The 24,954-nt window shown below is 68.5% G+C and carries 21 protein-coding genes and 1 pseudogene; 13 read left to right on the top strand and 9 right to left on the bottom strand.

The annotated features are described in order from the left end of the window. Window positions 1-63: 63 nt before the first annotated feature. Both IHQ52_RS01810 and IHQ52_RS01805 read right to left on the bottom strand, forming a co-directional pair. On the bottom strand, window positions 64-921 hold the full coding sequence (locus tag IHQ52_RS01810; protein ID WP_006436651.1) for an alpha/beta fold hydrolase: 858 nt from the start codon (window positions 919-921) through the stop codon (window positions 64-66). A gap of 32 nt (window positions 922-953) precedes the next feature. After that, window positions 954-1,274 (bottom strand): ArsR/SmtB family transcription factor, encoded by a 321-nt coding sequence (locus tag IHQ52_RS01805; protein WP_006436652.1) that lies wholly within the window; start codon window positions 1,272-1,274, stop codon window positions 954-956. A 93-nt stretch (window positions 1,275-1,367) separates the two neighbouring features. Here IHQ52_RS01805 and IHQ52_RS01800 point away from each other — a divergent pair, with 93 nt between their 5' ends. The 5 genes and pseudogenes from IHQ52_RS01800 to IHQ52_RS01780 all read left to right on the top strand — a co-directional run bounded on the left by IHQ52_RS01800 (window position 1,368) and on the right by IHQ52_RS01780 (window position 6,451). Further along, entirely contained in the window at window positions 1,368-3,002 is a 1,635-nt protein-coding gene (locus tag IHQ52_RS01800) for an ABC transporter substrate-binding protein (protein ID WP_157228304.1), read from the top strand. Continuing rightward, window positions 2,957-4,075: an ABC transporter permease gene (locus tag IHQ52_RS01795; protein ID WP_174324730.1), complete on the top strand. Its 1,119-nt coding sequence runs from the start codon at window positions 2,957-2,959 to the stop codon at window positions 4,073-4,075. The genes IHQ52_RS01800 and IHQ52_RS01795 overlap by 46 nt, the downstream gene beginning before the upstream one ends. Beyond that, window positions 4,072-4,938 carry an ABC transporter permease gene (locus tag IHQ52_RS01790; RefSeq protein WP_006436655.1) on the top strand — a complete coding sequence of 289 codons (867 nt, stop codon included), beginning with the start codon at window positions 4,072-4,074 and terminating at the stop codon, window positions 4,936-4,938. The genes IHQ52_RS01795 and IHQ52_RS01790 overlap by 4 nt, the downstream gene beginning before the upstream one ends. Beyond that, window positions 4,935-5,570: pseudogene (locus tag IHQ52_RS01785) on the top strand (ATP-binding cassette domain-containing protein); the annotation flags it as partial. The gene IHQ52_RS01790 and the pseudogene IHQ52_RS01785, both read left to right, overlap by 4 nt. A 269-nt stretch (window positions 5,571-5,839) precedes the next feature. Beyond that, window positions 5,840-6,451 carry an ABC transporter ATP-binding protein gene (locus IHQ52_RS01780; protein ID WP_238064038.1) on the top strand — a complete coding sequence of 204 codons (612 nt, stop codon included), beginning with the start codon at window positions 5,840-5,842 and terminating at the stop codon, window positions 6,449-6,451. A gap of 243 nt (window positions 6,452-6,694) precedes the next feature. Here IHQ52_RS01780 and IHQ52_RS01775 read toward each other — a convergent pair whose 3' ends face one another. Both IHQ52_RS01775 and IHQ52_RS01770 read right to left on the bottom strand, forming a co-directional pair. After that, window positions 6,695-7,651 (bottom strand): R2-like ligand-binding oxidase, encoded by a 957-nt coding sequence (locus IHQ52_RS01775; protein WP_006436658.1) that lies wholly within the window; start codon window positions 7,649-7,651, stop codon window positions 6,695-6,697. A 101-nt stretch (window positions 7,652-7,752) separates the two neighbouring features. After that, on the bottom strand, window positions 7,753-9,882 hold the full coding sequence (locus tag IHQ52_RS01770; RefSeq protein ID WP_006436659.1) for an MMPL family transporter: 2,130 nt from the start codon (window positions 9,880-9,882) through the stop codon (window positions 7,753-7,755). A 223-nt stretch (window positions 9,883-10,105) separates the two neighbouring features. Between IHQ52_RS01770 and IHQ52_RS01765 the strand changes: the two genes are divergently transcribed. Then, the gene (locus IHQ52_RS01765) at window positions 10,106-11,233 is read left to right on the top strand and encodes an NDMA-dependent alcohol dehydrogenase (RefSeq protein ID WP_006436660.1); all 1,128 of its coding nucleotides are present in this window, start codon (window positions 10,106-10,108) and stop codon (window positions 11,231-11,233) included. Between the two features lie 55 nt (window positions 11,234-11,288). Here IHQ52_RS01765 and IHQ52_RS01760 read toward each other — a convergent pair whose 3' ends face one another. After that, the gene (locus tag IHQ52_RS01760) at window positions 11,289-11,870 is read right to left on the bottom strand and encodes a potassium channel family protein (RefSeq protein WP_006436661.1); all 582 of its coding nucleotides are present in this window, start codon (window positions 11,868-11,870) and stop codon (window positions 11,289-11,291) included. Further along, window positions 11,867-13,858 (bottom strand): M13 family metallopeptidase, encoded by a 1,992-nt coding sequence (locus tag IHQ52_RS01755; RefSeq protein WP_238064037.1) that lies wholly within the window; start codon window positions 13,856-13,858, stop codon window positions 11,867-11,869. The genes IHQ52_RS01760 and IHQ52_RS01755 overlap by 4 nt, the downstream gene beginning before the upstream one ends. Window positions 13,859-13,943: 85 nt before the next feature. Here IHQ52_RS01755 and IHQ52_RS01750 point away from each other — a divergent pair, with 85 nt between their 5' ends. The 3 genes from IHQ52_RS01750 to IHQ52_RS01740 all read left to right on the top strand — a co-directional run bounded on the left by IHQ52_RS01750 (window position 13,944) and on the right by IHQ52_RS01740 (window position 16,989). Then, entirely contained in the window at window positions 13,944-15,404 is a 1,461-nt protein-coding gene (locus tag IHQ52_RS01750; protein WP_238064036.1) for a dihydrolipoyl dehydrogenase family protein, read from the top strand. Window positions 15,405-15,532: 128 nt separating this feature from the next. Further along, the gene (locus tag IHQ52_RS01745; RefSeq protein ID WP_238064035.1) at window positions 15,533-16,270 is read left to right on the top strand and encodes a FadR/GntR family transcriptional regulator; all 738 of its coding nucleotides are present in this window, start codon (window positions 15,533-15,535) and stop codon (window positions 16,268-16,270) included. Next, window positions 16,270-16,989, top strand: coding sequence for a sterol desaturase family protein (locus IHQ52_RS01740; RefSeq protein WP_191834600.1), 720 nt, complete (start codon window positions 16,270-16,272; stop codon window positions 16,987-16,989). Before IHQ52_RS01745 ends, IHQ52_RS01740 begins: the two co-directional genes overlap by 1 nt. Before the next feature lie 419 nt (window positions 16,990-17,408). On the opposite strand, the gene IHQ52_RS01735 is transcribed toward IHQ52_RS01740, so the two are convergent. Then, window positions 17,409-18,161, bottom strand: a complete 753-nt coding sequence (locus tag IHQ52_RS01735) for a pirin family protein (protein WP_096274797.1) — start codon at window positions 18,159-18,161, stop codon at window positions 17,409-17,411. A 189-nt stretch (window positions 18,162-18,350) separates the two neighbouring features. Here IHQ52_RS01735 and IHQ52_RS01730 point away from each other — a divergent pair, with 189 nt between their 5' ends. Then, on the top strand, window positions 18,351-19,988 hold the full coding sequence (locus IHQ52_RS01730; protein ID WP_191834599.1) for an NTF2-like N-terminal transpeptidase domain-containing protein: 1,638 nt from the start codon (window positions 18,351-18,353) through the stop codon (window positions 19,986-19,988). Between the two features lie 37 nt (window positions 19,989-20,025). Here the strand turns inward: IHQ52_RS01730 and IHQ52_RS01725 are convergent, their stop codons facing one another. Together IHQ52_RS01725 and IHQ52_RS01720 are read right to left on the bottom strand one after the other, a co-directional pair. Further along, entirely contained in the window at window positions 20,026-20,475 is a 450-nt protein-coding gene (locus IHQ52_RS01725) for a DUF3054 domain-containing protein (protein ID WP_191834598.1), read from the bottom strand. Between the two features lie 6 nt (window positions 20,476-20,481). Continuing rightward, window positions 20,482-21,639, bottom strand: coding sequence for a lysylphosphatidylglycerol synthase transmembrane domain-containing protein (locus IHQ52_RS01720; protein ID WP_191834597.1), 1,158 nt, complete (start codon window positions 21,637-21,639; stop codon window positions 20,482-20,484). Window positions 21,640-21,715: 76 nt separating this feature from the next. On the opposite strand from IHQ52_RS01720, the gene IHQ52_RS01715 reads away from it, so the two are divergent. Genes IHQ52_RS01715 through IHQ52_RS01705 form a run of 3 tightly spaced genes read left to right on the top strand, consistent with a single transcriptional unit; the run spans window position 21,716 to window position 24,938 of the window. Then, on the top strand, window positions 21,716-22,993 hold the full coding sequence (locus tag IHQ52_RS01715) for an AI-2E family transporter (protein WP_191834596.1): 1,278 nt from the start codon (window positions 21,716-21,718) through the stop codon (window positions 22,991-22,993). Beyond that, on the top strand, window positions 22,990-24,231 hold the full coding sequence (macS, locus tag IHQ52_RS01710; protein WP_191834595.1) for a MacS family sensor histidine kinase: 1,242 nt from the start codon (window positions 22,990-22,992) through the stop codon (window positions 24,229-24,231). Before IHQ52_RS01715 ends, macS begins: the two co-directional genes overlap by 4 nt. 11 nt (window positions 24,232-24,242) lie before the next feature. After that, the gene (locus IHQ52_RS01705; RefSeq protein ID WP_096274796.1) at window positions 24,243-24,938 is read left to right on the top strand and encodes a response regulator; all 696 of its coding nucleotides are present in this window, start codon (window positions 24,243-24,245) and stop codon (window positions 24,936-24,938) included. Window positions 24,939-24,954: the final 16 nt, after the last annotated feature.

Here is a 24,954-nt window from a genome sequence, read left to right as displayed (position 1 = left end):
GTGAGCGAAAGTCAGTCTTCCCGCTAGTCGGGTCTGCCAAGCGGGAGGGGAACAGTCCCGCGGTCAGCGGGTCAGGAAGGAGGTGACCGTCGCCTCGAAGGCCTCATTGGCCTCGATCATCACCCAGTGGCCGCACTTCGGGAAGATGTGCAGTTCTGCGTCGGGGATGAGCCGCATGGGGACCATCGCCATGTCGGGCGGGCTGACGCGGTCGTCGCGGCCCCAGGTCAGCAGGGTCGGGCAGGCGACCTTGTGCATCGACGCCCAGTATGGTGGCGTGTCGGAGGCGGCCATGAACTGCTGCTGCATCTCGAAAGCCGCAGAGCCATACATCATCTGGGCGGTCTTCTGCGCGTCTGGATTGATGGCGGCTTCCCAGCGTTCCTCGATGAGTTCCTCGGTGACCAGGGAACGGTCGTAGACCATCGAGTTCAGCCAGCGGACGAGCTTGTCCTTGTCGGGGGCATCGGTGAACTCCTGGAGGAGCCGCAGGCCCTCGCTGGGGCTCGGGCTGAACACATTCGGGCCGACGCCGCCGATGGTGACGAGCTTCTCCACGCGGTCGGGCTTCTTGATCGCCAGGTTGACGCCGACGACCCCTCCCATGGAGTTGCCGATCATGGGGGCCTTGTCGATGCCGAGCGCATCCATGAACCGGATGACCGATCCGCCGGCGGTGAGGACCGGGTGGCCCTCGACCGCGTCACTGACCCCGAACCCGGGGAACTCGATGACGTAACAGTGGTGCGTCTGCGCGAAATGGCCGAGGTTTCCGCGGTAGTTGCGCCAACCGGTGACGCCGGGGCCGGAGCCGTGCAGCAGGATCAGCGGGGGTGCGTCGGCGTCACCCGCCTCGTGGTAGCGCAGGGTGCCCTGGTCGGTCGTCAGTTCCCGTTTGGTCGCATCGAAGGAGACATCCACGCGACAAGATTAGAACGTGTTCTAATCCCTTGTCACGGGTGTGCGTGATCATGTCCGTGAGCTGGGGATATGTGACCGACTCCGATGATGTCGTGGAGGATGCGATGGACGATCGCGTCGCCGACGACCTCGTAGTGCACCATCCGGCCCATCTTCTCCGACCGCACCCAGCCCTGGTCGCGGAGGGCGCGGATCGACTGCGAGGCAGCATTCTCGGTGATCCCGATGGCGGCGGCGAGTTCGGCGACCGTCGAGCCCGGGTGGGCATGCATCTCGGCGACGAGGCGAAGCCGCGTCGGGTCGCTGAGCAGGGTGAAGCGCGCCGCCCACGAGTCCGCGTCGAAATCGCTCACCGGTACCTCCTCTGCTCGTCCCACCCCCTCGATATACACCACCGGCGGCAATCGTCGGGTCGAGTGGCGACCGATGTATGTCTGGGAGAACATATGTCTGTGACGACACGTGTAGGCCGCCCGCCCCTCGGACGCCGCGGACGGCCGGTGATCGTCTCGGTTGCAACGATGCTGCTCGCGGGGACAGTCCTCGGGGCATGTGCCGGCAGTGAGGACACGGCGACGTCGGATCAGATCGTGCTCGCCGAGAGCCAGGATCTCGACCGCTTCAATCCGATCCTCGGCTACGGACAGTTGGGTGTCTCGCCGATCTACGACGGATTGCTGGCTCCCGCTGCCGACGGTGACGACCGTGTGCCCGACCTCATTCCTGCGCTCGCCGCGTCGGCGCCCGAACGGATCGCACCACGCACGTGGCGGGTGCCGCTGAAGGGCGGTGTCACCTTTTCGGACGGCAGTGCCTTCGACTCCGCCGATGTGGTGGCGACCTATCGCGCCGTCGTCGACCCGAAGGTCGCCTCGGGCATCTCCACCGACTTCACCCCGATCGTGACCGTCGATGCCGATGGGCCGCAGGCGATCAGGCTGACCACGAACACGGACGCGGACCCGTCGCCGTATCTGCTCCTCGGCATCGTTCCGTCGGAAAGGGTGGAGGCCGCCCCCGCTGCGCAGTGGGCGATCAACACCGAACCTGTCGGGACCGGCCCGTATCGTCTCGAATCCCTCGACCCCGACCAGGCGGTCCTCGTCGCCCGCGACGACCGCGCCGGTGATGTGCCGTCGGTGCGCAGGATCGTCTACACCCATGTGCCCGACGACAATTCCCGGGCGCAGCTCCTGCAGACCGGCGAGGTCGACGGGGCGAGCCTTCCGCCGCGTCTGGCCGACGGATTCGCCGAACGCTCCGGGGTCGACGTCGCCGTGGTGGCTTCGGCGGACTGGCGGGGAGTGTCGCTGCCGGCCGAGAACGCCTTCACCGCAGACCCTTCGGCGCGGCTGGCGATGAACATCGGCGTGGACCGGTCGGCGCTCGTCGAGGACGTGCTGATGGGCAAGGGCGAGCCGGCCAGCACTCCGATCGCGGAGGTCTACGGAAGCTCCTACGACGCCGCCGCCCAGTTCGCCTACGACCGTGCCCAGGCCTCGTCGATCCTCGACGACGCGGGCTGGCGCACCGGTCCCGACGGCGTGCGTGTGCGGGACGGGGTTCGTGCGAGCTTCCCGTTGCTGTACAACGCCGAGGACACCCTGCGTCGCGATCTGGCCGTGGCATTTGCGGCGTCGATGAAGAAGATCGGCGTCGAAGTGTTGACGCGAGGCACCAGCTGGGACGAGATCGACACCAAGATGGGCTCGGCTGCCGCTTTTCTCGGCGGCGGTGCCACCCCGTACAGCATCGATTCCCAGGTCTACGACGCGCTGCACACCCGCGTGCCGGATTCGTCACCCTACTCGAACCCGGGCAACTTCACGGCTCCCGGTCTCGACGAATTGCTCAACACCGCAAGAGAATCGGCGTCGGGGCCGGAGAACGACCAGCGGTACCGCCGCATCCAGCAGGTCTATGCGCGCCAACCGTCGCAGGTCTTCCTCGCCTTCGTCCATCACACCTACGTCGCGCGGAGCGCCGGGTGGTCGCACGATGCGCCCATCCTCGAACCCCACTCGCACGGCGTCACATGGGGACCGTGGTGGAATCTGCCGTCCTGGTCACCGGCCTCGTGACCACGCGGATCCGGCCGGACGCCGGGCGGTCCGCAGCCGTGGTGGACCTCGCCGCGGAAAACGCCACCGGGACAGGCGAACAAGCGCGACGCCGTTCGCGCACCGGGCCCGCGATGCGACTGCTCGGCCGTCGCTTCCTGGTCATGGTCCCGACTGTGCTCTTCGTGTCGCTGGCGGTGTTCGCGGTTGCCGCGGCCTCGCCGTTCGATCCGCTCACCGCTCACCTCGGTGACAACCACCAGTCGGCGACCCAGGCACAGCGGGACGCCGTCACACAGGCCTACGGACTCGACGACCACTGGTTCGAGGCCTGGTGGAAGTGGTGGGCGGCCGTGCTCCAGGGGAACCTCGGGTGGTCGTCGACCATGCGTCAACCGGTGGCGGACGTGATCTCCGATCGTGTGCCGTTCACCCTCGGGATGTCGTTGTCGGCGTTGATCTCTGCGGCCACCGTCGCGATCGTCCTCGGCGCGGTCATCGGCATGCGGCGCGGTGGGCTCCTCGATCGCGTGTGCACGGCGCTGGCCGCAATGCTCGCCGCGACTCCGCCGTTCGTGGTCTCGCTCGTGCTGGTCAGTGCATTCGCGGTGGGGCTCGGGTGGTTTCCGTCCTCGGGTGCCCGCCGTCCGGGCGATGACCACTCGCTCGACGGTCTGCTGACGCACGCGGCGCTGCCGTATCTGGCCCTGACGATCTCGATGATCCCGTGGTTGCTGCTGACGATGCGTTCGGCGGTCGTGGATGCGTCGGCCTCCGATGCGGTTCGGGGCGCGCGGGCCCGCGGGGTGGGCGGATGGACGCTGTTGCGCGGGCACATCGTGCCGGTGTCGGTGCTGCCGACCCTGGCACTGCTCGGGACCAGACTGCCCGAACTCATCGCCGGTGCCGCGATCGTCGAAACCGTCTTCGGCGGGCCGGGTCTCGCCGAGGCTCTCGTCGATTCGGCGGTGGCACTCGACTTCGCACTCCTCGCGCCGCTGGCCGTCGGATCGGCTGTGCTCGTGCTCGTCGGATCGGCGCTCTCGGATGCGGCCGCCATCTGGATCGATCCGCGGATCGGGCTGCGCGCATGACCGCGGTCGGTGCGTCGGCGTTCCGCGTCGAGAGGCGTTGGGCCGCAGCGCGTGATCGGCTCGGGTTCGGGACACCGTGGATCGTGCTCGGCGTCATCGGGATCCTCGCCGTGGGGTGGCCACTCGCCGCCGGGGATCAGACCGCCGACTTCGCCCATGCCCTGCGCGCCCCGAGCGAAGACAACCTCCTGGGCACCGACCATTCCGGATACGACCTCGGGGCCCGCGCCGCGGAGGGCCTGCGGATCTCGTTGGTCATCGCACTCGCCTGCGCGATACTCGCCACCGTCCTCGGCGTCGTCGTCGGGATCGCGTCGGTGGCCGCCGGCGGCTGGGTGGACGCGATCGTCATGCGCGTCGTCGACGCCGTCAACGCGCTTCCACACCTGGTCGTCGGAGTGGTGATCGCCGCGATGTGGCGGGGCGAACCGGTGGCGATCATCGCCTCGATCGCGCTGACCCACTGGCCGGCCGTGGCACGTGTGGTGCGTGCCGAGTTACTGGAGGCGACGTCGGCCGGGTGGGTGGAGACCGCGCGGCTCGCGGGCGCGTCGCGGACGTTCATCGCGACCCGTCACCTCATGCCCGCTGTCTCCGGTCAGGTACTGGTCGCGATGACGGTGCTGCTCCCGCATGCGGTGTGGCATGAGACGACCCTGTCGTTCCTCGGCGTCGGCCTCTCGCCGGACGCCGCCAGCCTGGGCACCCTCCTCGGGCAAGCCCGCGGCGACGTCCTCACCGGCGCCTGGTGGACGCTGGTGGTACCCGGCGTGGCGCTCATGGTCACCGCGGTCGCGTGTTCGGGAGCTGCCGCCTCGCTGCGTCGGGCCACGCTACCGCCGGCCGGGGAGGTGTGGCGGTGAGCGCTCGTCTCGACGGCCTGACGGTCGACGTCGCCACCCGGCGTCGCGAAGCGGTTCGGGTACTCGACGACGTCACGCTGGATCTGCCGGCCGGTTCGCTGACCGCGCTCGTCGGCGAATCGGGATGCGGGAAGTCGATGGTCGCCGCCGCGCTGTGTGGGCTGCTCCCGCCCGGATCGTCAGTGACCGGCCGGGTGTCGCTCGGGGACGATGATTTCCTCGACGACGAGGTCGCCGGTCGCGACCCACGCTGGCGGACGCTGCGTGGACGTCGAGTGGGGCTGGTGCCGCAGTCGGCGGCCACCTCGTTCACCCCGGTGCGCACGCTCGGGTCACAGCTCGACGAGGTGATCAGCGGGCTCGGCGGCACGCGCGACGCCGTCGAGCTGTGCCGGGCGGTCCACCTCGATCCCGACGCTCTGCGGCTCTACCCGCACGAACTGTCCGGCGGGATGGCCCAGCGCGCCGCGATCGCCGCAGCCATCGCCGGCGACCCCGCGATCCTCGTTGCCGACGAGCCGACCTCTGCGCTTGACCCCGACCTCGCAGCCGCGATCTGGGGACTCCTGGCGGACACCGCACGACGCGGCGCCGCGGTGCTGGTGATCACTCATGACGTGGACACGATGGTCGGGGGCCGGCGGGGGGTGGGGGGCTTCGACGCGGTGCCTCGCTTCGCTCGGGACCGGCTCAGCCGGCAGGGGGCGGTGCCTCGCTTCGCTCGGGACCGGCTCAGCCGGCAGGGGGCGGTGCCTCGCTTCGCTCGGGACCGGCTCAGCCGGCAGGGGGGTGCCGACCGAGTCGCAGTCATGCGGGCCGGACGGATCGTCGAAGAAGGTCCAGCTGCCGAGGTTCTCCGTTCGTCAGAGCCGTACGTCGCCGAATTCTTCGAGCCCGTCTCATGACGGCGACGCTGCTCGGGCACGGCCTGACCGCCCGGTTCGGGAGCCGGGAGGTGTTCACCGGCGTCGATGTCTCCGTCGACGCGGGATCCGTCCTCGGGATCGTCGGCCGGTCGGGCAGCGGCAAGACGACGCTCCTGCGCATCCTCGCCGGACTCGCCGAACCCACGGCGGGCTCCGTCGAGCAGCACGGCGTGGAACCGCGGCCGGGGACAATCGGACTGCTCGCTCAGCACCCGCGCATGGTCGTCAACCCGCGCTGGACTCTGCGGAAGATCGTTGCCGAACCCGCCACCATCGCACGACGGAACTGTGACGTCGAGGTGAGCGCGGCACGTGTGGGCCTCGACCCCGCCCTGCTCGACCGCTTCCCCGCAGAGGTCTCCGACGGTCAACTCCAGCGCGCATGCGTCGGGCGCCTTCTGGTTCAGGCTCCGCGATTCGTGCTGTGCGACGAACCGATCGCCATGCTCGACCCCGTCTCGGCGCGGGCCGTGATCGGGCTACTCCAGGAACTGGTCGACGACGGCGCGGGTCTGGTGCTGGTCAGCCACCAACGGGGGCTCGTCGACGCGCGGTGCCGTGACGTCGTCGATCTGGACGTGCGGTAGGGGGCTTCGACGCGGCGCCTCGCTGCGCTCGGTGCCGGCTCAGCCGGCGGGGGGTGGGGGGCTTCGACGCGGCGCCTCGCTGCGCTCGGTGCCGGCTCAGCCGGCGGGGTGGGGCGCCTCGCTGCGCTCGGTGCCGGCTCAGCCGGCGGGGGGTGGGGGGCTTCGACGCGGCGCCTCGCTGCGCTCGGTGCCGGCTCAGCCGTCGGGGGTTGGGGGTGCCGGCTCAGCCGGCGGGGCAGCGGGTCACATCTGCAACCGCACCGCGTCGTCCTCGCCCATGGCGTCCTCGAGGACTTCTGGGGAGTAGTCGACGTCGATGTCGGCGACCGAGCGTCCGCGGGCGGACTCGATCGCGGAGAGCCGGCGCTGGGCGCGGTCGGCGGCATAGGTCAGGAACTCGTTGTTGTCGAGCCCGAAGGGTTGCTCGTCGAACTGCTGGTTGACCCAGTCGATCATGCCGAGCGCCAAGGGGAGGAGTTCGTCCATGCGCTCGCCGACGGCGGCCCACAGCGAGTCGTCGGCGGCGACGTGACGGCGGCAGGTGAAGGTGCCCCATGCCATGTGGCGCCGCTCGTCGTCGCTGATGAACCGGATCAGCTTCTGCATGCCGGGGAAGATGTCGAACCGCGTACAGACCTTCTGCCAGGCGTGATAGCCGGTCAGTGCCAGGCTGCCCTCGATGACGTGGTTGTAGGTGACGCTCGCGCGGATCTGGTTACGCGGCGACGCGTCGTGTTCGAGGGCGTGTAAAGACGCCGGCAACTCCTCGTAAAACAAGCGGCGATAGAAGGGATTGTCGGCGACGAAGGGCTGGAGGTCGCCGGTCAGTCCGACGGAGTCCATCCACATCCGGAAGACCTGGGTGTGTTTGGCCTCCTCGAAACAGAACTGTGTCAGGTACATCTCGTCACCGAAGCGGCCCTCGGTCGCCATCGCCTTCATGAACGGCTGGATGTCCTCGGTCACCGCCTCCTCCCCGGCGATGAACTGACTCACCAGATAGGTTGCGCTGCGCCGTTGTTCGTCGTTCAGCTCCACCCAGTCCTGCGCGTCCCGGGAGAAGTCGATCGCCACCGGATCCCAGAACCGGGAGTTCCCTTTGACGAAGAGTCGCAATGGAAACGAGTCCCAGTTGAGACCGCCCTGCCGCAGTGACGAGAAGTCCTGGCGGCCCTCTTCCTTGTGTTCGATAAGGGTCATGAGATCACCAGCCAACCGACGTGGGAATGCGAATACCTGACGCTAACGCGTTACCGTGCCGACGGTGTTGGAATCAGTGAATTCGCTTGTCACAGCTGATGTTACGCCCTCTCGAGGACGGATTCCGGTGTCGTGTCCTCTTCTTCCCGTTTTGCGAGCGCGCTCGGCCACCAGATCTTGCGTCCGATGTCCAGGGTCAGTGCGGGAACCAGGAGCGTACGCACGATGAGGGTGTCGACGAGGACGCCGAACGCCACCAGGAAGGCCACCTGTACCAGGAACAGGAGTGGGATCACGGCGAGGGCCGCGAAGGTCGCCGCCAGCACGACTCCGGCCGAGGTGATGACGCCGCCGGTCGCGGTGAGCCCGCGGATCATGCCGATGCGGGTGCCATGCCGGAGCGCCTCCTCGCGCACCCGGGTCATCAGGAAGATGTTGTAGTCGATGCCGAGCGCCACGAGGAACACGAAGGCGAACAGCGGGACCACCGGGTCGGCGCCGGGGAAGCCGAACGGACCGTTGAACAGCAGCGCGGCCACACCCAACGTCGTCGCGAAGGAGAGCACGGTCGTCGCGAGCAGGATCGCGGGCGCGAGGACGCTGCGCAGCAGCGCCACCAGGACCAGGAACACGACGATCAGCACGATCGGGATGATCAGGTTGCGGTCGTGGATGGACGTCTCGCGGGTGTCGAGATCGATGGCGGTGGTGCCGCCGACCAGGGCGTTCGCGTTCGGGACCTGGCCGACCGCCGAACGGATGTCGGCGACGGTGTCCTGGGTGGCGAGTGACTCCGCATTGTCGGTCAGCGTGGCGGTGACGGCGACCTTGCCGTCACGGACCATCGGCGCGCTGCCTTCGGTGATCAGTTCGGCGCCGGCGACACCGTCGGTCGCGCGGACCGCGTCGAGTACGGCGGTGCCTGCGCCCTGATCGGCGATGACGTAGGTGGGCGTACCGCTACCGGCGTCGAAATGTCTCGCCTGGATCTCGGCGCCCTCCACGGACTCGACCGAGCCCATGAAGAAGTCGGTCGACGCGATGCCGTCGGCCTTGAAGGTCGGGGCGAATGCCGCGCCGATGAGCAGCAGGATCAGGGTGCCGGCCCAGATGGCGCGCGGCTTGGACGCGACCGTGTCGGCGATGCGCTTCCACAGGCGGTGGGTGGCACCGCTGTCGGCCGAGGTCTGCGGGGCGTACCGGGGGCGCAGCGGCCAGAACGCGGTCCGGCCGAGGAGCGCGAGGGCGGCGGGGAGGAACGTCATCGACGCCAGGAAGGACGCGAGGATGCCGATCGCGGCGACCGGGCCGAGGCTCTTGTTGGAGTTCAGGTCGGACAGCATCAGACAGAGGACACCGGCGATGACGGTGCCCGCCGACGCGGCGACCGGCTCGATCGTGGCGCGCCAGGCCTGCCGGAGCGCCGCGTACTTGTCCTCGGTCGCGATCAACTCCTCCCGATATCGGGATACGAGCAGCAGCGCGTAGTCGGTGGCCGCGCCGAAGACCAGGATGAACAGGATGCCCTGGCTCTGACCGTTGAGGTCGAGAACGCCCTGCTTGGTCAGGAAGTAGACGAGGCCCGACGCGAGTCCGAGGGCGAAGACCGCGGAGATGAGGACCACGAACGGCAGGATCGGGCTGCGGTAGACGACGATCAGGATCAGGATCACCACGGTGCCCGCGACCAGCAGCAGCAGGCCGTCGATTCCGGCGAAGGCCTCCCCGAGGTCGGCGACCTGGCCGGCGGGGCCGGTGACCGCGACGGTCAGACCGTCCGGCGCGTCGGCCAGCTTGTCGCGCAAGATCTCCACGGTGTCGGCGGGTTCGCCCGCGCTGTCGATCGGGACGAAGACCTGCGCGGCCTGACCGTCCTGCGACGGGATCGGCGGCGAGACCGCCGGTCCGAATCCGGGCTGACCGGCCACCTCGGAGGTGGTGGTGCGCAGGAACTCGAGGTCGCCGGGCGTGATCCCGCCCGAGCGTTCGGCGATGACGATGCCGGGGATCTCGTCGGTGTCCTGGAAGTCGGCGAGGAGGTTCTGGACCTGCGTGGACTCCGCCGACGCCGGGAGGAAGGAACTGCTGTCGTTGCTCGCGACGCTCGCGAGCTTGCCGGCGAAGGGGCCCGTGATCCCGCCGACGATCAACCAGGCGAGGAGTAGAAGGGCCGGGATCAGCCAGCGGAGCTTGCGGGTGGGACGGGGACTCGAATCGGTCTTGTCCGGCATGGGGCCATCGTTCCACGTGTTGCTCTCACGTGCCGACGAGGGGCTCGAGGACGGTCGCATGCAACCGATTCGGCGCCGGCCGCAGGCCGGAGCGAACGCGCGAGACGGATCACGTGAAATGGCTGCGGCGACCGCGGTCTTGGACCACCATGTGATGTACGTTGCATAAGCAGACGGCGATATCTAACGCCCTGTTCCGGGGCGGCACGAGTAAGGAGCACATGTGAAGACCAAAGGTGCAGTTCTCCGCAATCCGGGTGAGAAGTGGCAGATCGAGGAGTTCGAGCTCGGCGATCCGGTGGCGGGCGAGGTCCAGGTCAAACTTGTCAGCTCGGGTCTGTGCCACAGCGACCATCACCTCCGCACCGGCGACAGCCCCGCCCCGATGCCGGTTCTGGGTGGTCACGAGGGTGCCGGCGTGGTGACCAAGGTCGGCCCGGGCGTCACCAACCTCAAGGAAGGCGACCACGTCGTCACCGCGTTCATCCCGGCCTGCGGGACCTGCGAGCCGTGTTCGCGAGGACAGCAGAACATCTGCGACGAGGGTGCACGGCTGCTGACCGGCCTCTCGATCGCCGACGACACGAACCGTGCGCACACCCATGACGGACTTCCGCTCGTCCAGATGTGCATGCTCGGGACCTTCGCGCCCTACATCACCGTGAATCAGGCCTCGCTGGTGAAGATCGAGGACGACATCCCGCTCCAGGCGGCGGCACTCCTCGGGTGCGGTGTCGCGACCGGCTGGGGCTCCGCAGTTGAGATCGGCGGGACGCATGCCGGCGACACCGTCGTCGTGGTCGGCATCGGCGGTGTGGGCATCAACGCGGTCCAGGGCGCCGCGGCGGCCGGTGCGCGCCACGTCATCGCGGTCGACCCCGTGCCCTTCAAGCTGCAGATGGCCGAAAAACTCGGTGCGACGCACACCTTCCCGTCGATGGAGGCGGCGGCCGAGGCCATCGGCGACATCACCTGGGGCCGGATGGCCAACACGACGATCCTCACCGTCGGTGAGATCGACGGCTCGATGATCGCGCCCGCCCTGGCCCTGACCGGCAAGGGCGGACAGGTCGTCGTGGTGGGCATGGGCAACTACGCGTCGATGGACGCGCAGATGAACCTCTTCGAGCTCACCCTGCTGCAGAAGCGGGTGCAGGGCGCGATCTTCGGTGGTGCCAGCCCCCGGACCCAGGTGCCGGCGCTGCTCAACGAGTACCGTGCCGGCAAGCTGAATATCGATGATCTGGTGACCAAGACCTACCGGCTCGATCAGATCAACGAGGCCTACGACGACATGCTCGCGGGCAACAACATTCGCGGCATGATCGTCTACGGCGACGACGACTACTGATCGCTCCGGCGAGGGCGATCACTGATCGCTCGCGCTGACACCCGGCGACGCCAGGTCACCCTCCGGTGGCCTGGCGTTTCTGGTTGATCAGCAGATTGAGGAATCGCAGACCGAGTCCGAGGAGCACGAGGGTGCTGGCCATCTGGATGGACACCGCGATGCGGGCGCCCTGCGAATACGCCGCGATGTCGCCGAAACCGGTTGTCGTGAACACCGTCAGGCAGAAGTACAGGGCGTCCACGCGGCTGAGGTACTCGTTGAAGCTGCCCGGGTCGTATTCGGAGAACAGGTAATACGTGGTGGCGAAGACGACGACGTAGAACGTCGACAGTGCGACGAGCATCTCCATTGCGGTCGCGAGCGGATGGACCGACCGGGCGAACTTCCGGACCTCCCAGACGCAGAAAGATGCCAGCAGGAAGGCGCCGACCGTCAGTCCGAGGATGTTGAGATCGCTCGTCCTGTTGATCGGCAACAAGAAGTATCCGATCAGCAACACGATGGCCGCGCCGACGGGCCGGAGTAGGGCGACTGTCAGATCGCGTCCCTTCGCGAGGACGAAGGATTCCGGTGCCCCGGGTCGCGGTACCGGGGCGCCATCGGGCGAGGCGCCGCCGGCCCCAGGTGCGTCGTTCACCAGATCCGGACCCGCTGGTCTTGCTCGAGATACAGTGCGTCGCCGGGCTTCACGTCGAACGCCTCGTAGAACGCGTCCACGTTGCGCACGACGCCGTTGCACCGGAACTCCGGCGGCGAATGCGGGTCGATGGACAGGCGGCGGATCGCCTCGGCGTCCCGGGTCTTGGTGCGCCAGATCTGGGCCCAGCTGAAGAACACGCGCTGCGTTCCGGTGAGGCCGTCGATGACCGGCGGATCCTGCCCCTCGTGGGCGATCTCGTAGGCGACGAGCGCGATCGACAGACCGCCGAGATCGCCGATGTTCTCCCCGATGGTGAAGTCGCCGTTGACCTTGTGCTCGGGGTCGAGGCCGGTCGGGGTGAACTCGCCGTACTGGTCGATGAGTTTACGTGTGCGTGAGGAGAACTCGGTGCGGTCGGTGTCCGTCCACCAGTCGACGAGGTTGCCGTCGCCGTCGTACTTCGCGCCCTGGTCGTCGAAGCCGTGGCCGATCTCGTGCCCGATGACCGCGCCGATGCCGCCGTAGTTGACCGCGTCGTCGGCCTCGGGATCGAAGAACGGCGGCTGCAGAATGGCCGCGGGGAAGACGATCTCGTTCATGCCCGGGTTGTAGTAGGCGTTGACCGTCTGCGGGGTCATGAACCATTCGTCGTGGTCGACCGGCCCACCGATCTTGGCGAATTCCCGGTCCTGCTCGAACGACGATGCGCGCGCGACGTTCCCGATGAGATCACCGCGGTCGACGCTCAGCGCGCTGTAGTCCCGCCACTTGACCGGGTAGCCGATCTTGGGGGTGAACTTCTCGAGCTTGGCGAGGGCCTTCTCCCGGGTGTCCGGGGTCATCCACGGGAGTTCGGAGATGTTGCGGCGGTAGGCCTTCACCAGGTTCGCGATGAGCTCGTCCATGCGCGCCTTGGCCTCGGGCGGGAAGTGCTTGGCCACATAGAGTTTGCCGACCGCGAAACCCATCGCGCCCTCGACGAAGCCGACGCCGCGCTTCCAGCGGTCGCGGATGGTCTCCGCGCCCGTCAGGGTGCGGCCGTAGAACTCGAAGTTCTCGTCGACGAAGTCCGACGACAGATACGACGCGGCGGAATGCAGCAGGCGCCACGTCAGCCACGTCTTCCACTCCTCGAGCGGGCGTGAGGCGATGAGTGCCGACGCCCCGGACACGAAGGACGGCTGCGCGACGACGACCTCGGCGAAGGTCGGATCGCCGGTGGTGCCCAGACCGCCCAGCCACTCGCCGATCGGGAAACCGTCGGCGGCGGAGGCGAAGTCGTCCAGCGTCATCAGGTTGTAGGTGAGTTCGGCGTCGCGGCGCCGGACGACATCCCAGTGTTCGGCCGCGATGGCGGTCTCGAGATCGAGGATGGTGGCGGCGCGGGCGGCGGCGTCGTCGAAGCCGGCGAGGGCGAACATCCGCTCCACGTGCGCCACGTAGGCGGTGCGGGTCTCCGCGTGCTTGTCCTCCCGGTAGTACGACTCGTCCGGCAATCCGAGGCCGGACTGGGTGACGTGCACAAGGTAGCGGTCGGACTTCTTGGCGTCGGTGTCGACGTAATAGCCGAACAGTCCACCGGCGCCGTGACGCTGGAGCCGGCCGATGCGTCGGGCGAGCGCGTCCGCCGAGTCGACGGCCGCGATCTTCTCGAGTTCCCCGGTGATCGGGCCGATGCCGAGTGCCTCGATGTGGTCGGTGTCCATGAACGACGCGTAGAGGTCACCGATCTTCTGTGCGTCGGAGCCGCTCGCGGGGCTCGACTCGGCACATTCGGTGATGATGTCGCGGACGTTCTCCTCGGAGTTGTCGCGCAGCACATGGAAGGCGCCGTCGACCGAACGGTCGTCGGGGATGACATGCGACTCCAGCCACTTCCCGTTGACGTGGGCGAACAGATCGTCCTGGATGCGGACGGAATCGTCGACCCAGTCGAGGTCGAGTCCGGACTTGAGGTCGGTATTCGAAGCAGTCACGCGCTCCATCCTGTCACCGGATGGGCGATCCGTCAGCCGCGTTCGGTAGGGGCGAAATCGCACGAGGTCCCCGGTCGGTCCCTACGGTGGATCCATGGTGGGAGAAACCAGCTACGACGTCGTCGTGATCGGTGGCGGTCCGGTGGGCGAGAATGCTGCCGACTACGCGATACGGGGAAGCGATCGCACGGCCGCGATCGTCGAACACGAACTGATGGGTGGGGAGTGCTCCTACTGGGCGTGCATGCCGAGCAAGGCGCTGCTCGGGCCCGGGAACGCCCTTGACGAGGCGCGGTCGCTGGCCGGGTCCCGCGAACGGGCGTCGGCGTCGAATCCGGATGCCGACGCCGTGCTCGGCTGGCGGGACACCGTCACCGGGCGTCTCGACAACAGCGCCGCCACGCACGATGACTCCGGCCAGGTGCAGTGGGCCGACGGCGCCGGGATCGAGGTGATCCGCGGTCACGGCCGGATCGTCGGCGAGAAACAGGTCCGCGTCGGCGACCGGTTGGTGACGGCACGCGAGGCGGTGGTCATCGCCACCGGCAGCACCGCATCGGTCCCGCCCGTCCCGGGACTGCGCGAAGCACTGCCATGGACCTCGCGCGACGCAACCAACATCCTCGAGGTCCCGGAACGGATGGTGGTTCTCGGCGGCGGGGTCGTGGCCTGCGAGGCCGCGACGTGGCTGCTCGACCTCGGGGTACGCAGCCTGGTCATGGCCATCCGCGGGGACCGGCTGTTGCCGCGGATGGAACCCTTTGCGGGGGAACGGGTTGCCGACGCGCTGCGGGCTCGCGGCGCCGACATCCGCTTCGGGACGACGATCGAGGCGGTCGAACGAACCGACGCCACTGCCTCGGGATACGGACGACTGCACGGCGGCCCGGCGGTCGTCCGGCTCGCGAGCGACGGTGCGGGGGAGCTCACCGTCGACGAGATCCTGGTCGCGGCCGGAAGGTCGCCGGCGACAACCGATGTGGGCCTCGACTCGCTGGGATTGGCGACCAAGGGACCGTTGACGGTCGACGATCACCTCACCGTGCCGGGACATCCGTGGTTGTACTCGGTCGGAGATGTCAACGGCCGCAACGCGTTGACGCATATGGGCAAGTATCAGGCGCGGGTGGCCGGCGACGTGATCGCGGCGCGGGCGGAGGGGCGGGGCCTCGACGGATCACGGTACGTTGCGGTTTCGGACCATGCCGCGGTGCCGCAGGTGGTGTTCACCAGACCGGAGATCTCCTCGGTGGGGCTGACCCACGCGCAGGCGGGGGACGCAGGCATCGACGTGCGCGTCGCCGAAGGGGACATCTCGGTCGCCGGGTCGTACCTGCTGGGTCCGGACTACTCGGGGCACGCCTCTCTGGTCGTCGACGCGGCGCGGGACGTCCTCGTGGGTGCGACGTTCGTCGGGGCGCAGACGGGTGAACTCGTGCACTCGGCGACGGTCGCGATCGTCGGTGAGGTGCCGCTGTCGCGGTTGTGGCACGCGGTGCCGTCGTATCCGACCGTCAGCGAGGTGTGGCTGCGACTGCTGGACCAGCTGCGCTGACCTGCGCAGAGTCACCACTTCAGCGGAGTGACGCTACGTAGAGCCGGCGCGTCGCCGCCGGGGTCGCGTGTGGGGAACGATTGGTCTGACCACTTGACCACCTGACCAAGGGTGGTTACCGTCACAACATGCCCTTTGAGCCGGTGACCCAGCAGAGCGCACCTGAGATCGTCTTCGACCAGATCGTCGAGGGGGTGCTCTCCGGCGATCTGGCCGCCGGTGAAGCGCTCCCCAGCGAACGAGAACTGGCACGGATGCTCGGGGTGTCCCGGCCGACGGTGCGCGAGGCGCTCAAACGAGTTGCCGCGGCCGGGCTCGTGGCCATCCGCCAGGGCGACGGCGCGCGCGTCCAGGACATCGCACGCACAGGCGGACTCGACCTGCTGCCGCGGCTGCTCCTCCGCGGCGGGGCGCTCGTGCCGAGTGTCGCGCGGTCGATCGTCGAAGCGCGTGCCGCCGTCGGGCCGGAGGTCGCCCGCCTCGCGGCGCAACGTGCCACCGACGACGATCTCGTCGCGATCCGGTCGGTCCTGGATCGTCTCGCCGCCGAGCCGGACCCGATCGGCCAGCAGGTCGCCGCCCTCGAGTTCTGGAGCGTCGTCATCGACGCGGCCGACTCGATCGCCTTCCGGCTCATGTACAACTCGCTGCGCGCCGCCTACGAGCCCGCCGTACCCGCTCTGGCCGGGGTCCTGGAACCCGAGGTCGGGAACATCGAGGGCTACCGCGCGCTCGTCGACACCATCGCCGCGCACGCACCCGAACGCGCCGACGCCGCGGCCCGAGCCCTTCTCGCACCCGCGACGACGGCACTACTCGCTCTCTGCGAGGCACTCGAGAACACCGACCCACAGGAGGAACACTGATGGCCGCCGACGAGATCGACATCAAGGCGCGCCGGCAGGTCGCGGCCGAGGAACGACGCATGCGGTCGCGGCACTCGATGTCGCTGCGCGACGCATTCGCCGAGTTCCTCCGGCATCCGTCGCCGTGGATCATGGCGGGCTTTCTGGGTGCGGCCCTGGTAGCGCGAGTGTGGTTGGGCGGCTGGGGTTTCGCCGACCTGCTCGTCCCCGTCATCATGGTTGCGAGCTTCCCTCTGGTGGAGTGGCTGATCCACGTGTTCGTCCTGCACTGGCGCCCGAAGCGGCTGGGCCCGGTCACCATCGACCCGCTCGTCGCACGCAAACATCGTGAACATCACCAGAATCCGCGCGACATCCCGCTCATCTTCATCCCGTGGCAGGTGCTGATCGGGGTGATGATCGCGGCCCTCATCGTCGGACTCGTCGTCTTCACGAGCGTCGAGCGCGGGCTGACCTTCCTGGTCGTGCTGCCGGCGATAGGCCTGGTCTATGAGTGGACGCACTACCTGATCCACTCCGACTACCGGCCGCGCCACGCGTTCTACCGCAGGATCTGGCGCAACCACCGGTTCCACCACTACCGCAACGAGCACTACTGGTTCACGGTCACCACCGCCGGGACCGTCGACCGGTTGCTCCGGACCTACCCCGACCCGGACACCGTCGAGAAGTCACCGACCGCGAAGGATCTGCACGCGCTGTCGCGGACGGCGGAGTAGGTCTGAGGCGCCGGCCGAAGGCCGATGGGGCTCGGTGAGGTCGTTTCGATACGGCTCCGGTTGCTGGTTGAGCCGGTAGCGAGCGGAGCGAGCCACCGCGTCGAAACCTCGCGCCGTGCTGGTGAGCGGATCGGTGGCGGGAGGGGTTTCGACGCGACGCCTCGCTTCGCTCGGTGTCGGCTCAACCGGCGTGGGGTTGTTCGGTGGCGGGAGGGGTTTCGACGCGACGCCTCGCTTCGCTCGGTGTCGGCTCAACCGGCGTGGGGTTGTTCGGTGGCGGGAGGGGTTTCGACGCGACGCCTCGCTTCGCTCGGTGTCGGCTCAACCGGCGTGGGGTTGTTCGGTGGCGGGAGGGGTTTCGACGCGACGCCTCACTTCGCTCGGTGTCGGCTCAACCGGCGGGGGGTTGCTGGGGTGGCTCAGGAACCGCCGAGCCCCGTCGCCATCGACCACACGAGGATCTCGGCGCCGGCAGAAGACGTGACCGACATCAGGTCGGCGTCGACGGCGCGGACGGTGTCGCCGGCGTCCAGAGGCGCAGGTTCCCCGTCGACGGTGGCCTCGGCCTGCCCGTCGACGACGAACAGGTGGGTGAACCGGGCGGCCGGGAGTTCGACGGTCCCGCCTGCGCGCAGCCGCGCGGCGTAGAGCGTGGCGCCGGCGTTGGCGAGGGAGATCGCGGCCCCACGGTCGGGGGCCCCGGAGGCGACCGGGACCAGCTCACCGGTCGACAGCTGGTCGGCGACGTCGGCCTGGTCGTAGGACGGGGTGAGTCCGTGCCGGTCGGGCATCAGCCACATCTGCACGTAGTGCACCGGCTCGGTCCCGGAACCCGCCAGCCCGGGCCAGGAGTCGTTGCGCTCGGAGTGCTCTACCCCGGTACCGGCGCTCATCCGCTGTACGAGACCGGGATAGAGCACTCCGGAGTGGCCGGCCGAGTCGCGATGCACGAGCGTTCCGGAGACGACCCACGTGACGATCTCGCTCTCCTGATGATGGTGGAGGTCGAAGCCCGCGCCGGCCGCCACCTCCTCCTCGTTGAACGCGAGGAGAGCACCGAAGTGGGTGTTCGTGGGATCGTAGTGATCGCCGAAGGAGAACCCGTGTCGTGAGGTGAGCCAGTCGGTCGTCGTGACCATGCGATCGTCGCCGGGGATCACCGTGAAAGCCATGGCTCCATCATCGCAGTCGGCGCAGGCCGGACTCGGCCCGGCTTGTCCCCCGTTTGGTGGATCGAACCATACGTCCCGGACCGATGCGACCCGCAGATTGCGGGACGAGATGAGTTCGTGACCGGCTTGATTCCCGAATGGAAGCTGGGAGCGTCGAATTCGAGTGTGACAAGAGTGAAGATTGTCGTCATGAAGATCTGGGTCAAGCGCGCAACATCCGCCGCTTGCGCCGCGGTCACCTGTGCCGTCGTGGTGAGTTCCTGTTCGCTCACCGGATCGTCGAACACCGGTGCTGCCGCCGCCATCGACGCATTCGCCAGCGCGCTGAGCCGACAGGACGCCGGCGGTGCCGCGCAGCTCACCACCGCGCCCGGTCAGGCCGGCGACAGTCTGATCACGACGCTGAAATCGATGTCTGCGCAACGGATCGACGTCGACGTCGAGAAACCCGTCGAATACAGCGACGGCACCGCGACCTTCGCGCTGACCACGAAGTGGAACTGGGACAAGGGACGCGCCTACGAGGCGAGCAGTGAAGGAACTGCCCGGAAGCTGTCGTCGGGCTGGAAGGTCACGTGGGATCCGGCGATCCTGCATCCGGGTCTCGGCGCCGGAGGTCACCTCCGCGAGATCCGCACCGACGCGACGCCCTCACCGTCGGTGCGCAGTCGCTCGAACAAGGTCTTCATGTATCTCCAACCGGTGAACGAAATCGTCATCGACCCTGCACAGACGCGCGATCTGGCGGCCACGACCCGAGCGCTGGCCGGAGTGATCGCGCCGATCGCGCCGCTGATCACCCCAGCGGTCATCAGCGAGAAGCTGGCCGAGACGCCGGGTAAGTCGGTCATCGCCGTCACGCTGCGCGATCCGGACATGCAGGTTCTCGCGGGCGACCCCGCGCGTGTGCCCGGCGTGAGTGTCAACCGCACCGATCAGCTCGTCATGGCCGACCGTCGGCTGTCGTCGCCGCTCGAGGACGGCCTGACCAACTACTGGCAGGCGATCCGCGACGCCACAGCCGGCTGGCAGGTCGAGATGGTCAACCCCGGCGTCCGGCCGCGCCGCCTCGCAGGTGAGCAGGGACCGCCCGGACCCGATGTGCTGTCGACCGTCGATCAGGGTGTGCAGCTGACCCTCGGCGACGCCGCGGTCGAGGTCGGGCAGCCCGCCACGATCCTCACCCTCGACGCCCAGACCGGCGCGATCCTGGGCATGGCGCAGAACACGTATGCAGCCGAGCGCAGCATCGAGGTCGATCGGGCCTACCCGGTCGGTTCGACGCTGAACCCGGTCTTCGACGAGGTCGGACGCATTGCCGGGCCGCAGCCCGAGCAGGCGGACACGTTGCTCGATCGCCTGGGTCTCGGTGTCCAGTTCACCGTGCCGGGGGCCAGCGTTCCGACGCCGGGCCAGCCCGGTATCGCGACCATCGGTTACCGCCCGGGCCAGACGAACATGTCGATGACCAACATGGGTGCGCTCGGCGTCGCACTGGCACGCGCCGCGGCGGGTCAGCCCTCGTCGGTGCCGCCGTTCGTCCTGAGGAACGTGCCCACCAAGGTCGCCGGCGGTGAGCTCGGCGGCCTCGACCCCGCTCTCGTCGGACCGATCTTGAAGGCGATGACCACCACCGCGGCAACCGGTGATGCCAGCGACCTCACCCGGGCACCCGGGCTGAAGGCGCTGGTCGGCACCAACGGCCCGGAGGGACCGGGCTGGTTCGTCGGCATCCAGGGCGGACAGGTGGTCGTCATCTATACCGAAGGTCCGAAGTCGGGTACCGCGGCGCTTCAGGTGGCGCAGAAGTACTTCACCATCAAATAGCCGGGGACGTCGGCCGGTCGAGGACGCCGGCCACGTGTCATCGCCTGGCGGCGCGCCGGCCGAGGTAGGCGAAGACCGCGCGCCATCCGAGCAGGAAGACGGCGAGCGTCACGGTCGCGACGATGACGAAGCTGGCGGCCACGCCCTGGCTGAGGATGAAGCGCAGGATCATCGCGACGGTCACGGTGCAGAACCAGATGACGATCCCGACCGGTACCACGCGGTCGGGACGGAAGTCGTGGCCGAAGAAGTCGCTGGACCGCACGTGGGCGTACACGTAGGTGATCGACCAGCCGGCCGCGCAGCCCACGAGGAACGGCCACAGCGTGTGCAGAAAGGCGACCGGTGCGTAGCCCTCTTCGTGGCTGGCCCGGCCGATCACCACGAAGATCGTGATGGCCACCGCGTCGAACAGGGCGGCAACCGGTCCGGTCGCGGTCCCGCGCGCCGGTGAGGTCCCCGCCTCGGTGGGGTTCGGGATCGGCATGGTGGTCTACCGTACCGGGTCTGGCGGGGGATCAGTGTCGGACCCTTGACCGGACTCCGAACGGGACGGGTCCTCCGATGCGGTCGCGTCGACGTCCCGCTCGACCGCGTCGATGAACGTGTCGTCGCGTCTGATCCGGCTGCGGAACATGATCGCGATGACCACCCAGCCCACCGCCGCGACGAAGACGTAGCTGATGATCCGGTAGATCAGGACTGCGGTGATGGCGTCGGCGGCGGGCATCCCGGCGCTGGTGAGGGCCGGGACCAGCACGGCGTCGACCACGCCGATGCCGCCCGGGAGCAACGGGATCGCCGTGCCGACGGCCTTGCCGGCCGCGTACGCGACCATGAGTCCGGAGATGCTCGGGTGCGCGTCGACGGCCCAGCACGCGAACATCAGGCACGCCACGTCGGCGACCCAGTTGAACAGGCTCCAACCGAAGGCGACCGACGTGTCGCGTTTGGTCAGCTGGACCGCGCGGAGCTGCTCCAGGGTCTCGAAGAGCTTCTCGGTGCCGTGGTCGTCGGGTTTGTTGCGGAGCTGGTTGATCCAGCCCAGCACCCGGATGCCGGTGTTCTTCAGAGATTCCGGATGGCTGGCGAGGTACTGCAGGACCACCGCGACCGCGAGCAGACCGGCGACCGAGAACACGACGGAGAACGGGCTGGTCTTGGCGCCGGCGAGCATCGCGCCGCCGAAACCGAGGACGGCGAGGCCGACGCCCGCCAGCAGCCCCGACATGACGACCTGCCACGACGCGACGACCGGGGTCGCACCCCACTTGCGCGTCTCGCGGTAGGTGAAGGCGGGCGACAGCACCTGGCCGCCCGGCATCGTCTGGCTGAGCGAGTTGGCGGCCAGGATGACCGACAGCGACTTCCACTGGGTGACCCGGACGCCTGCCGAACGCAGCAGCGCGCGCTGGACCTGCGCGAAACTGTCCATCGACAGCATCGCGGCCACGACACAGGCGAACACCCAGTGCCATTTGATGTCGCCGATGCGTAGCCAGGCCTTCTTCAGCTCGGGCCAGATCAGCACGACCTCGACACCGAGGATCACCAGGACGACGGCCAGGAGGACCCACCGCACCCACCAGAAGCGGGGACGGGTGGCCGAGCGCGGGGTCACGTCCCCCGGCGAGCCAATATCCTCCGACATACGTGACACCTTAGGCCAGGCTGTATCGCCGTATGTCCACCACCATTGGGTAGATCGACTGTCTACTGTTGCTCTCGTGAGCGAAGCCGAACCGGCCGGTCGGCCGCATGTTGCCCCGGACCTCGCGTCCCTCGACCGTGCCAGGGTCCACCCGCAGGTGCGAGCCGCCGCGGAATGGGCGTGGCGGTTGCTCCTGCTCCTCTTCGCGGCCTACGTCGCCGCCAAGCTCTTCGTGGAGTTCGAGGAGGTGCTGGTCCCGGTCGCGCTGGCGATCCTGATCGCGGCGATGCTCGTACCCGCGGTCGACGCCCTCGACCGTCGCGGGGTGCCGAGATCCCTGGCCGTGCTCCTCAACATCCTGCTCGCGCTGGGATTCATCGCGGGTGTCATGACCTTTGTGGTGCGCGAGTTCATGCGGGGCGTGCCGCAGCTCGTCGAAGAGGTCAGCGCAACAGTGGAGCGCACCAAGGAGTGGTTGATCGAGGGGCCGCTCGACCTCGACCCCGAGCAGGTGCGCAATGCGGGTACCGACATCCTGGACTTCCTGCAGCACAACCAGGATCGGGTCACCAGCGGCGCGCTCGCCACCGCCACCACGGCGAGCGAGATCATCACCGGCGCATTGCTCACTCTCTTCCTCCTCATCTTCTTCCTCTACGGAGGTGATCAGATCTGGCGGTTCTCGGTCGGCGTCGTACCCGTCGCGACCCGTGACCGGGTGTGGCGAGCGGGGATCGCCGGATTCGGGACGCTCGTCGGCTACGTGCGGGCCACGGTCGCCGTGGCCTTCGTCGACGCCTGCGGTATCGGCGTGGGCCTCGCCATCCTGCAGGTTCCGCTCGCCCTTCCGCTGGCGTCGCTGGTGTTCCTGGGCGCGTTCATCCCGATCGTCGGTGCGCTGCTGAGCGGTTCGCTGGCGGTGCTGGTCGCACTGATCACCCAGGGCTGGCTCGCGGCCGTCGTGGCCCTCGCCATCGTCGTCGGCGTCATGCAGCTCGAAAGCCATGTGCTGCAACCATTCCTCTTGGGACGTTCGGTGCGGCTGCATCCGGTCGCGGTCGTCCTGGGCATCGCCGCGGGGCTGGTCTCGGCGGGGATCATCGGCGGCCTGCTCGCGGTACCGCTCATCGCCTTCCTCAACACCGCGATACGGCACCTGAAGGACAGCGAGGGCGCGGCCGACGACCAGGAGGCCGCCGGTGGTCACGTGGTCGAACCCAGTGAACCCGTGTGGGACACCGCCGATCCCGATGCGACCGCGGATGCGGTGGCCGAGCGCGGCACGAGGCCCGGTGGTGAGACACCGAGATCCGATGAGTCCGAGCCGGATCCCCGGGAACCGGGACCATCGTGAGCGCAGAGCCGTTCGCGCGGTGGGTCGCGCAGATGCGGCACACCGAGGCCGGACGGCCGGCCCGTGCCGTCGACGCCGATCCGGTCGGCCCGCTGTGGCGCGGCGCGCAGATCTTCCGGTTGCTGTCGTATCTGTATGCGCTCGGCTTCCAGATCGCGATCAACGACGACCTCGAGCATCGTGCCGTCGCGTGGGCGCTCTTCGGTCTGCTGACCGCCTGGACGCTGGTCAGCGGCATCGGCTACTTCATCGGATTCGCCCGCAACCGCTACTGGGTGACCGCCGAGGTCGTCGTGGTCTGCGGCCTGATGCTGTCCACCTCATATGTGGCCGATGCCGGGTGGGCATGGCACAACCAGACCTGGCCGACGACGCTGTGGGCCACCAACGCGGTGATCTCGGTGGCCATCCTGGCCGGCCCGACGTACGGGATCCTCGCGGGCCTCGTCGTCGGCGGGACGAGCACTTTCGTCAAGGGCGAGCTGAACCTGAACTTCGGACGCAACGCCACGATCATCGTGATCGTCGCGACCGGTATGGCCGTCGGACTCGCCGCGGCGAACGCCCGCCGAACGCATGAGAAGCTCTCGGCCGCAGCACGTATCGCGGCGGCCGCCGAAGAACGTGAGCGCTTGTCGCGCGAGGTGCACGACGGAGTGCTTCAGGTGCTCGCGCTCATCGCCCGGCGAGGTCGTGAGATCGGTGGCCCCACAGCAGAACTGGCGTCGTTGGCCGCCGAACAGGAACGCGCGTTGCGTCGACTGATCTCCGACGCCGGGGATGCCGGTGCCGAAGAAGACCTGGACGGCGTCGGCGTGCCGGGCACCGGGGAGCTGGATCTCGCGGCCGCACTGAGGGTGTTCGCCGACGATCGGATCTCGGTGAGTGCACCCGCCGACCCCGTCCCCGTACCCGCCCGCATCGGGCACGAGATCCGCGCCGCCGTGGTCAACGCTCTCGACAACACGCACCATCACGCGGGACCCGATGCGCGCGCCTTCATCCTGGTAGAGGATCTGGGGGACGACGTGGTGGTGAGCGTACGCGACGACGGTGTCGGAATCGTCGAGGGCCGACTGGCGCAGGCGGTCTCTCAGGGACGTCTCGGTGTCGCGAAATCCATTGTCGGCAGAATCGAGTCGGTGGGCGGCACGGCCGTCCTCGACACCGAACCCGGCGGCGGCACCGAATGGGAGTTCACCGTTCCACGTCGGCAGACCGAGGGTCGGCGGGACTGAGGGAGGGACCGATGGGCACAGTCGAGTCGGAGGACGAACACGTGTCAGACGGTGCGGCAGGACGGTTGCGGATCATGGTCGTCGACGACCACCCGATCTGGCGCGACGCGGTCGCCCGTGACCTCGCCGACGAGGGGTTCGACGTGGTGGCCACCGCTGACGGGGTGGGCAGCGCGGGTCGTCGTGCGGCCGCGGTCACCCCGGACGTCGTGCTGATGGACATGCAACTCCCCGACGGCTCAGGTGCCGACGCAACCGCGGCGGTGCTCGAGGTGTCGCCACGGACCCGCATCCTCGTACTCTCGGCCTCGAGCGAACGAGATGACGTGCTCGAGGCCGTGAAGGCCGGCGCCAGCGGATATCTCGTGAAGTCGTCGTCCCGCGAGGAACTAGTGTCCGCGGTCCGCGCGACCGCGGACGGGCAGGCCGTGTTCACGCCCGGGCTCGCCGGTCTCGTCCTGGGCGAGTACCGCAGGATGTCGCAGCAACCCGACGCCTCGGCGGCGACACCGTCCCTCACGGACCGGGAGACCGAGGTGTTGCGGCTCGTGGCGAAAGGGCTCAGCGCCAAGCAGATCGCTCGGCGGCTGTCCCTCAGTCACCGTACCGTCGAGAACCATGTGCAGGCCACGCTCCGGAAGCTGCAGCTGGGCAATCGTGTGGAACTGACCCGTTACGTCATCGAACACGGCCTGGAGGAGGACTGAGTCCTCCGCCCGGCCG

The organism is Gordonia amicalis (genome assembly GCF_022059885.1).
In the GTDB taxonomy this organism is placed as follows: domain Bacteria; phylum Actinomycetota; class Actinomycetes; order Mycobacteriales; family Mycobacteriaceae; genus Gordonia; species Gordonia amicalis.
Note: the sequence above shows the minus strand (reverse complement) of the source record. Positions and strands in the feature narration are given on the sequence as shown.

Bases quoted from the DNA above. Each gene is read 5' to 3' on its own strand.
- IHQ52_RS01755 (WP_238064037.1), bottom strand. From the start codon at position 13,858: ATGGAGCGCGTGACTGCTTCGAATACCGACCTCAAGTCCGGACTCGAC.
- IHQ52_RS01800 (WP_157228304.1), top strand. From the start codon at position 1,368: ATGTCTGTGACGACACGTGTAGGCCGCCCGCCCCTCGGACGCCGCGGA.
- IHQ52_RS01705 (WP_096274796.1), top strand. From the start codon at position 24,243: ATGGGCACAGTCGAGTCGGAGGACGAACACGTGTCAGACGGTGCGGCA.
- IHQ52_RS01770 (WP_006436659.1), bottom strand. From the start codon at position 9,882: ATGCCGGACAAGACCGATTCGAGTCCCCGTCCCACCCGCAAGCTCCGC.
- IHQ52_RS01735 (WP_096274797.1), bottom strand. From the start codon at position 18,161: ATGGCTTTCACGGTGATCCCCGGCGACGATCGCATGGTCACGACGACC.
- IHQ52_RS01780 (WP_238064038.1), top strand. From the start codon at position 5,840: ATGACGGCGACGCTGCTCGGGCACGGCCTGACCGCCCGGTTCGGGAGC.
- IHQ52_RS01750 (WP_238064036.1), top strand. From the start codon at position 13,944: ATGGTGGGAGAAACCAGCTACGACGTCGTCGTGATCGGTGGCGGTCCG.
- IHQ52_RS01790 (WP_006436655.1), top strand. From the start codon at position 4,072: ATGACCGCGGTCGGTGCGTCGGCGTTCCGCGTCGAGAGGCGTTGGGCC.
- IHQ52_RS01725 (WP_191834598.1), bottom strand. From the start codon at position 20,475: ATGCCGATCCCGAACCCCACCGAGGCGGGGACCTCACCGGCGCGCGGG.
- IHQ52_RS01795 (WP_174324730.1), top strand. From the start codon at position 2,957: ATGGGGACCGTGGTGGAATCTGCCGTCCTGGTCACCGGCCTCGTGACC.
- IHQ52_RS01745 (WP_238064035.1), top strand. From the start codon at position 15,533: ATGCCCTTTGAGCCGGTGACCCAGCAGAGCGCACCTGAGATCGTCTTC.
- IHQ52_RS01730 (WP_191834599.1), top strand. From the start codon at position 18,351: ATGAAGATCTGGGTCAAGCGCGCAACATCCGCCGCTTGCGCCGCGGTC.
- IHQ52_RS01740 (WP_191834600.1), top strand. From the start codon at position 16,270: ATGGCCGCCGACGAGATCGACATCAAGGCGCGCCGGCAGGTCGCGGCC.
- IHQ52_RS01775 (WP_006436658.1), bottom strand. From the start codon at position 7,651: ATGACCCTTATCGAACACAAGGAAGAGGGCCGCCAGGACTTCTCGTCA.
- IHQ52_RS01720 (WP_191834597.1), bottom strand. From the start codon at position 21,639: ATGTCGGAGGATATTGGCTCGCCGGGGGACGTGACCCCGCGCTCGGCC.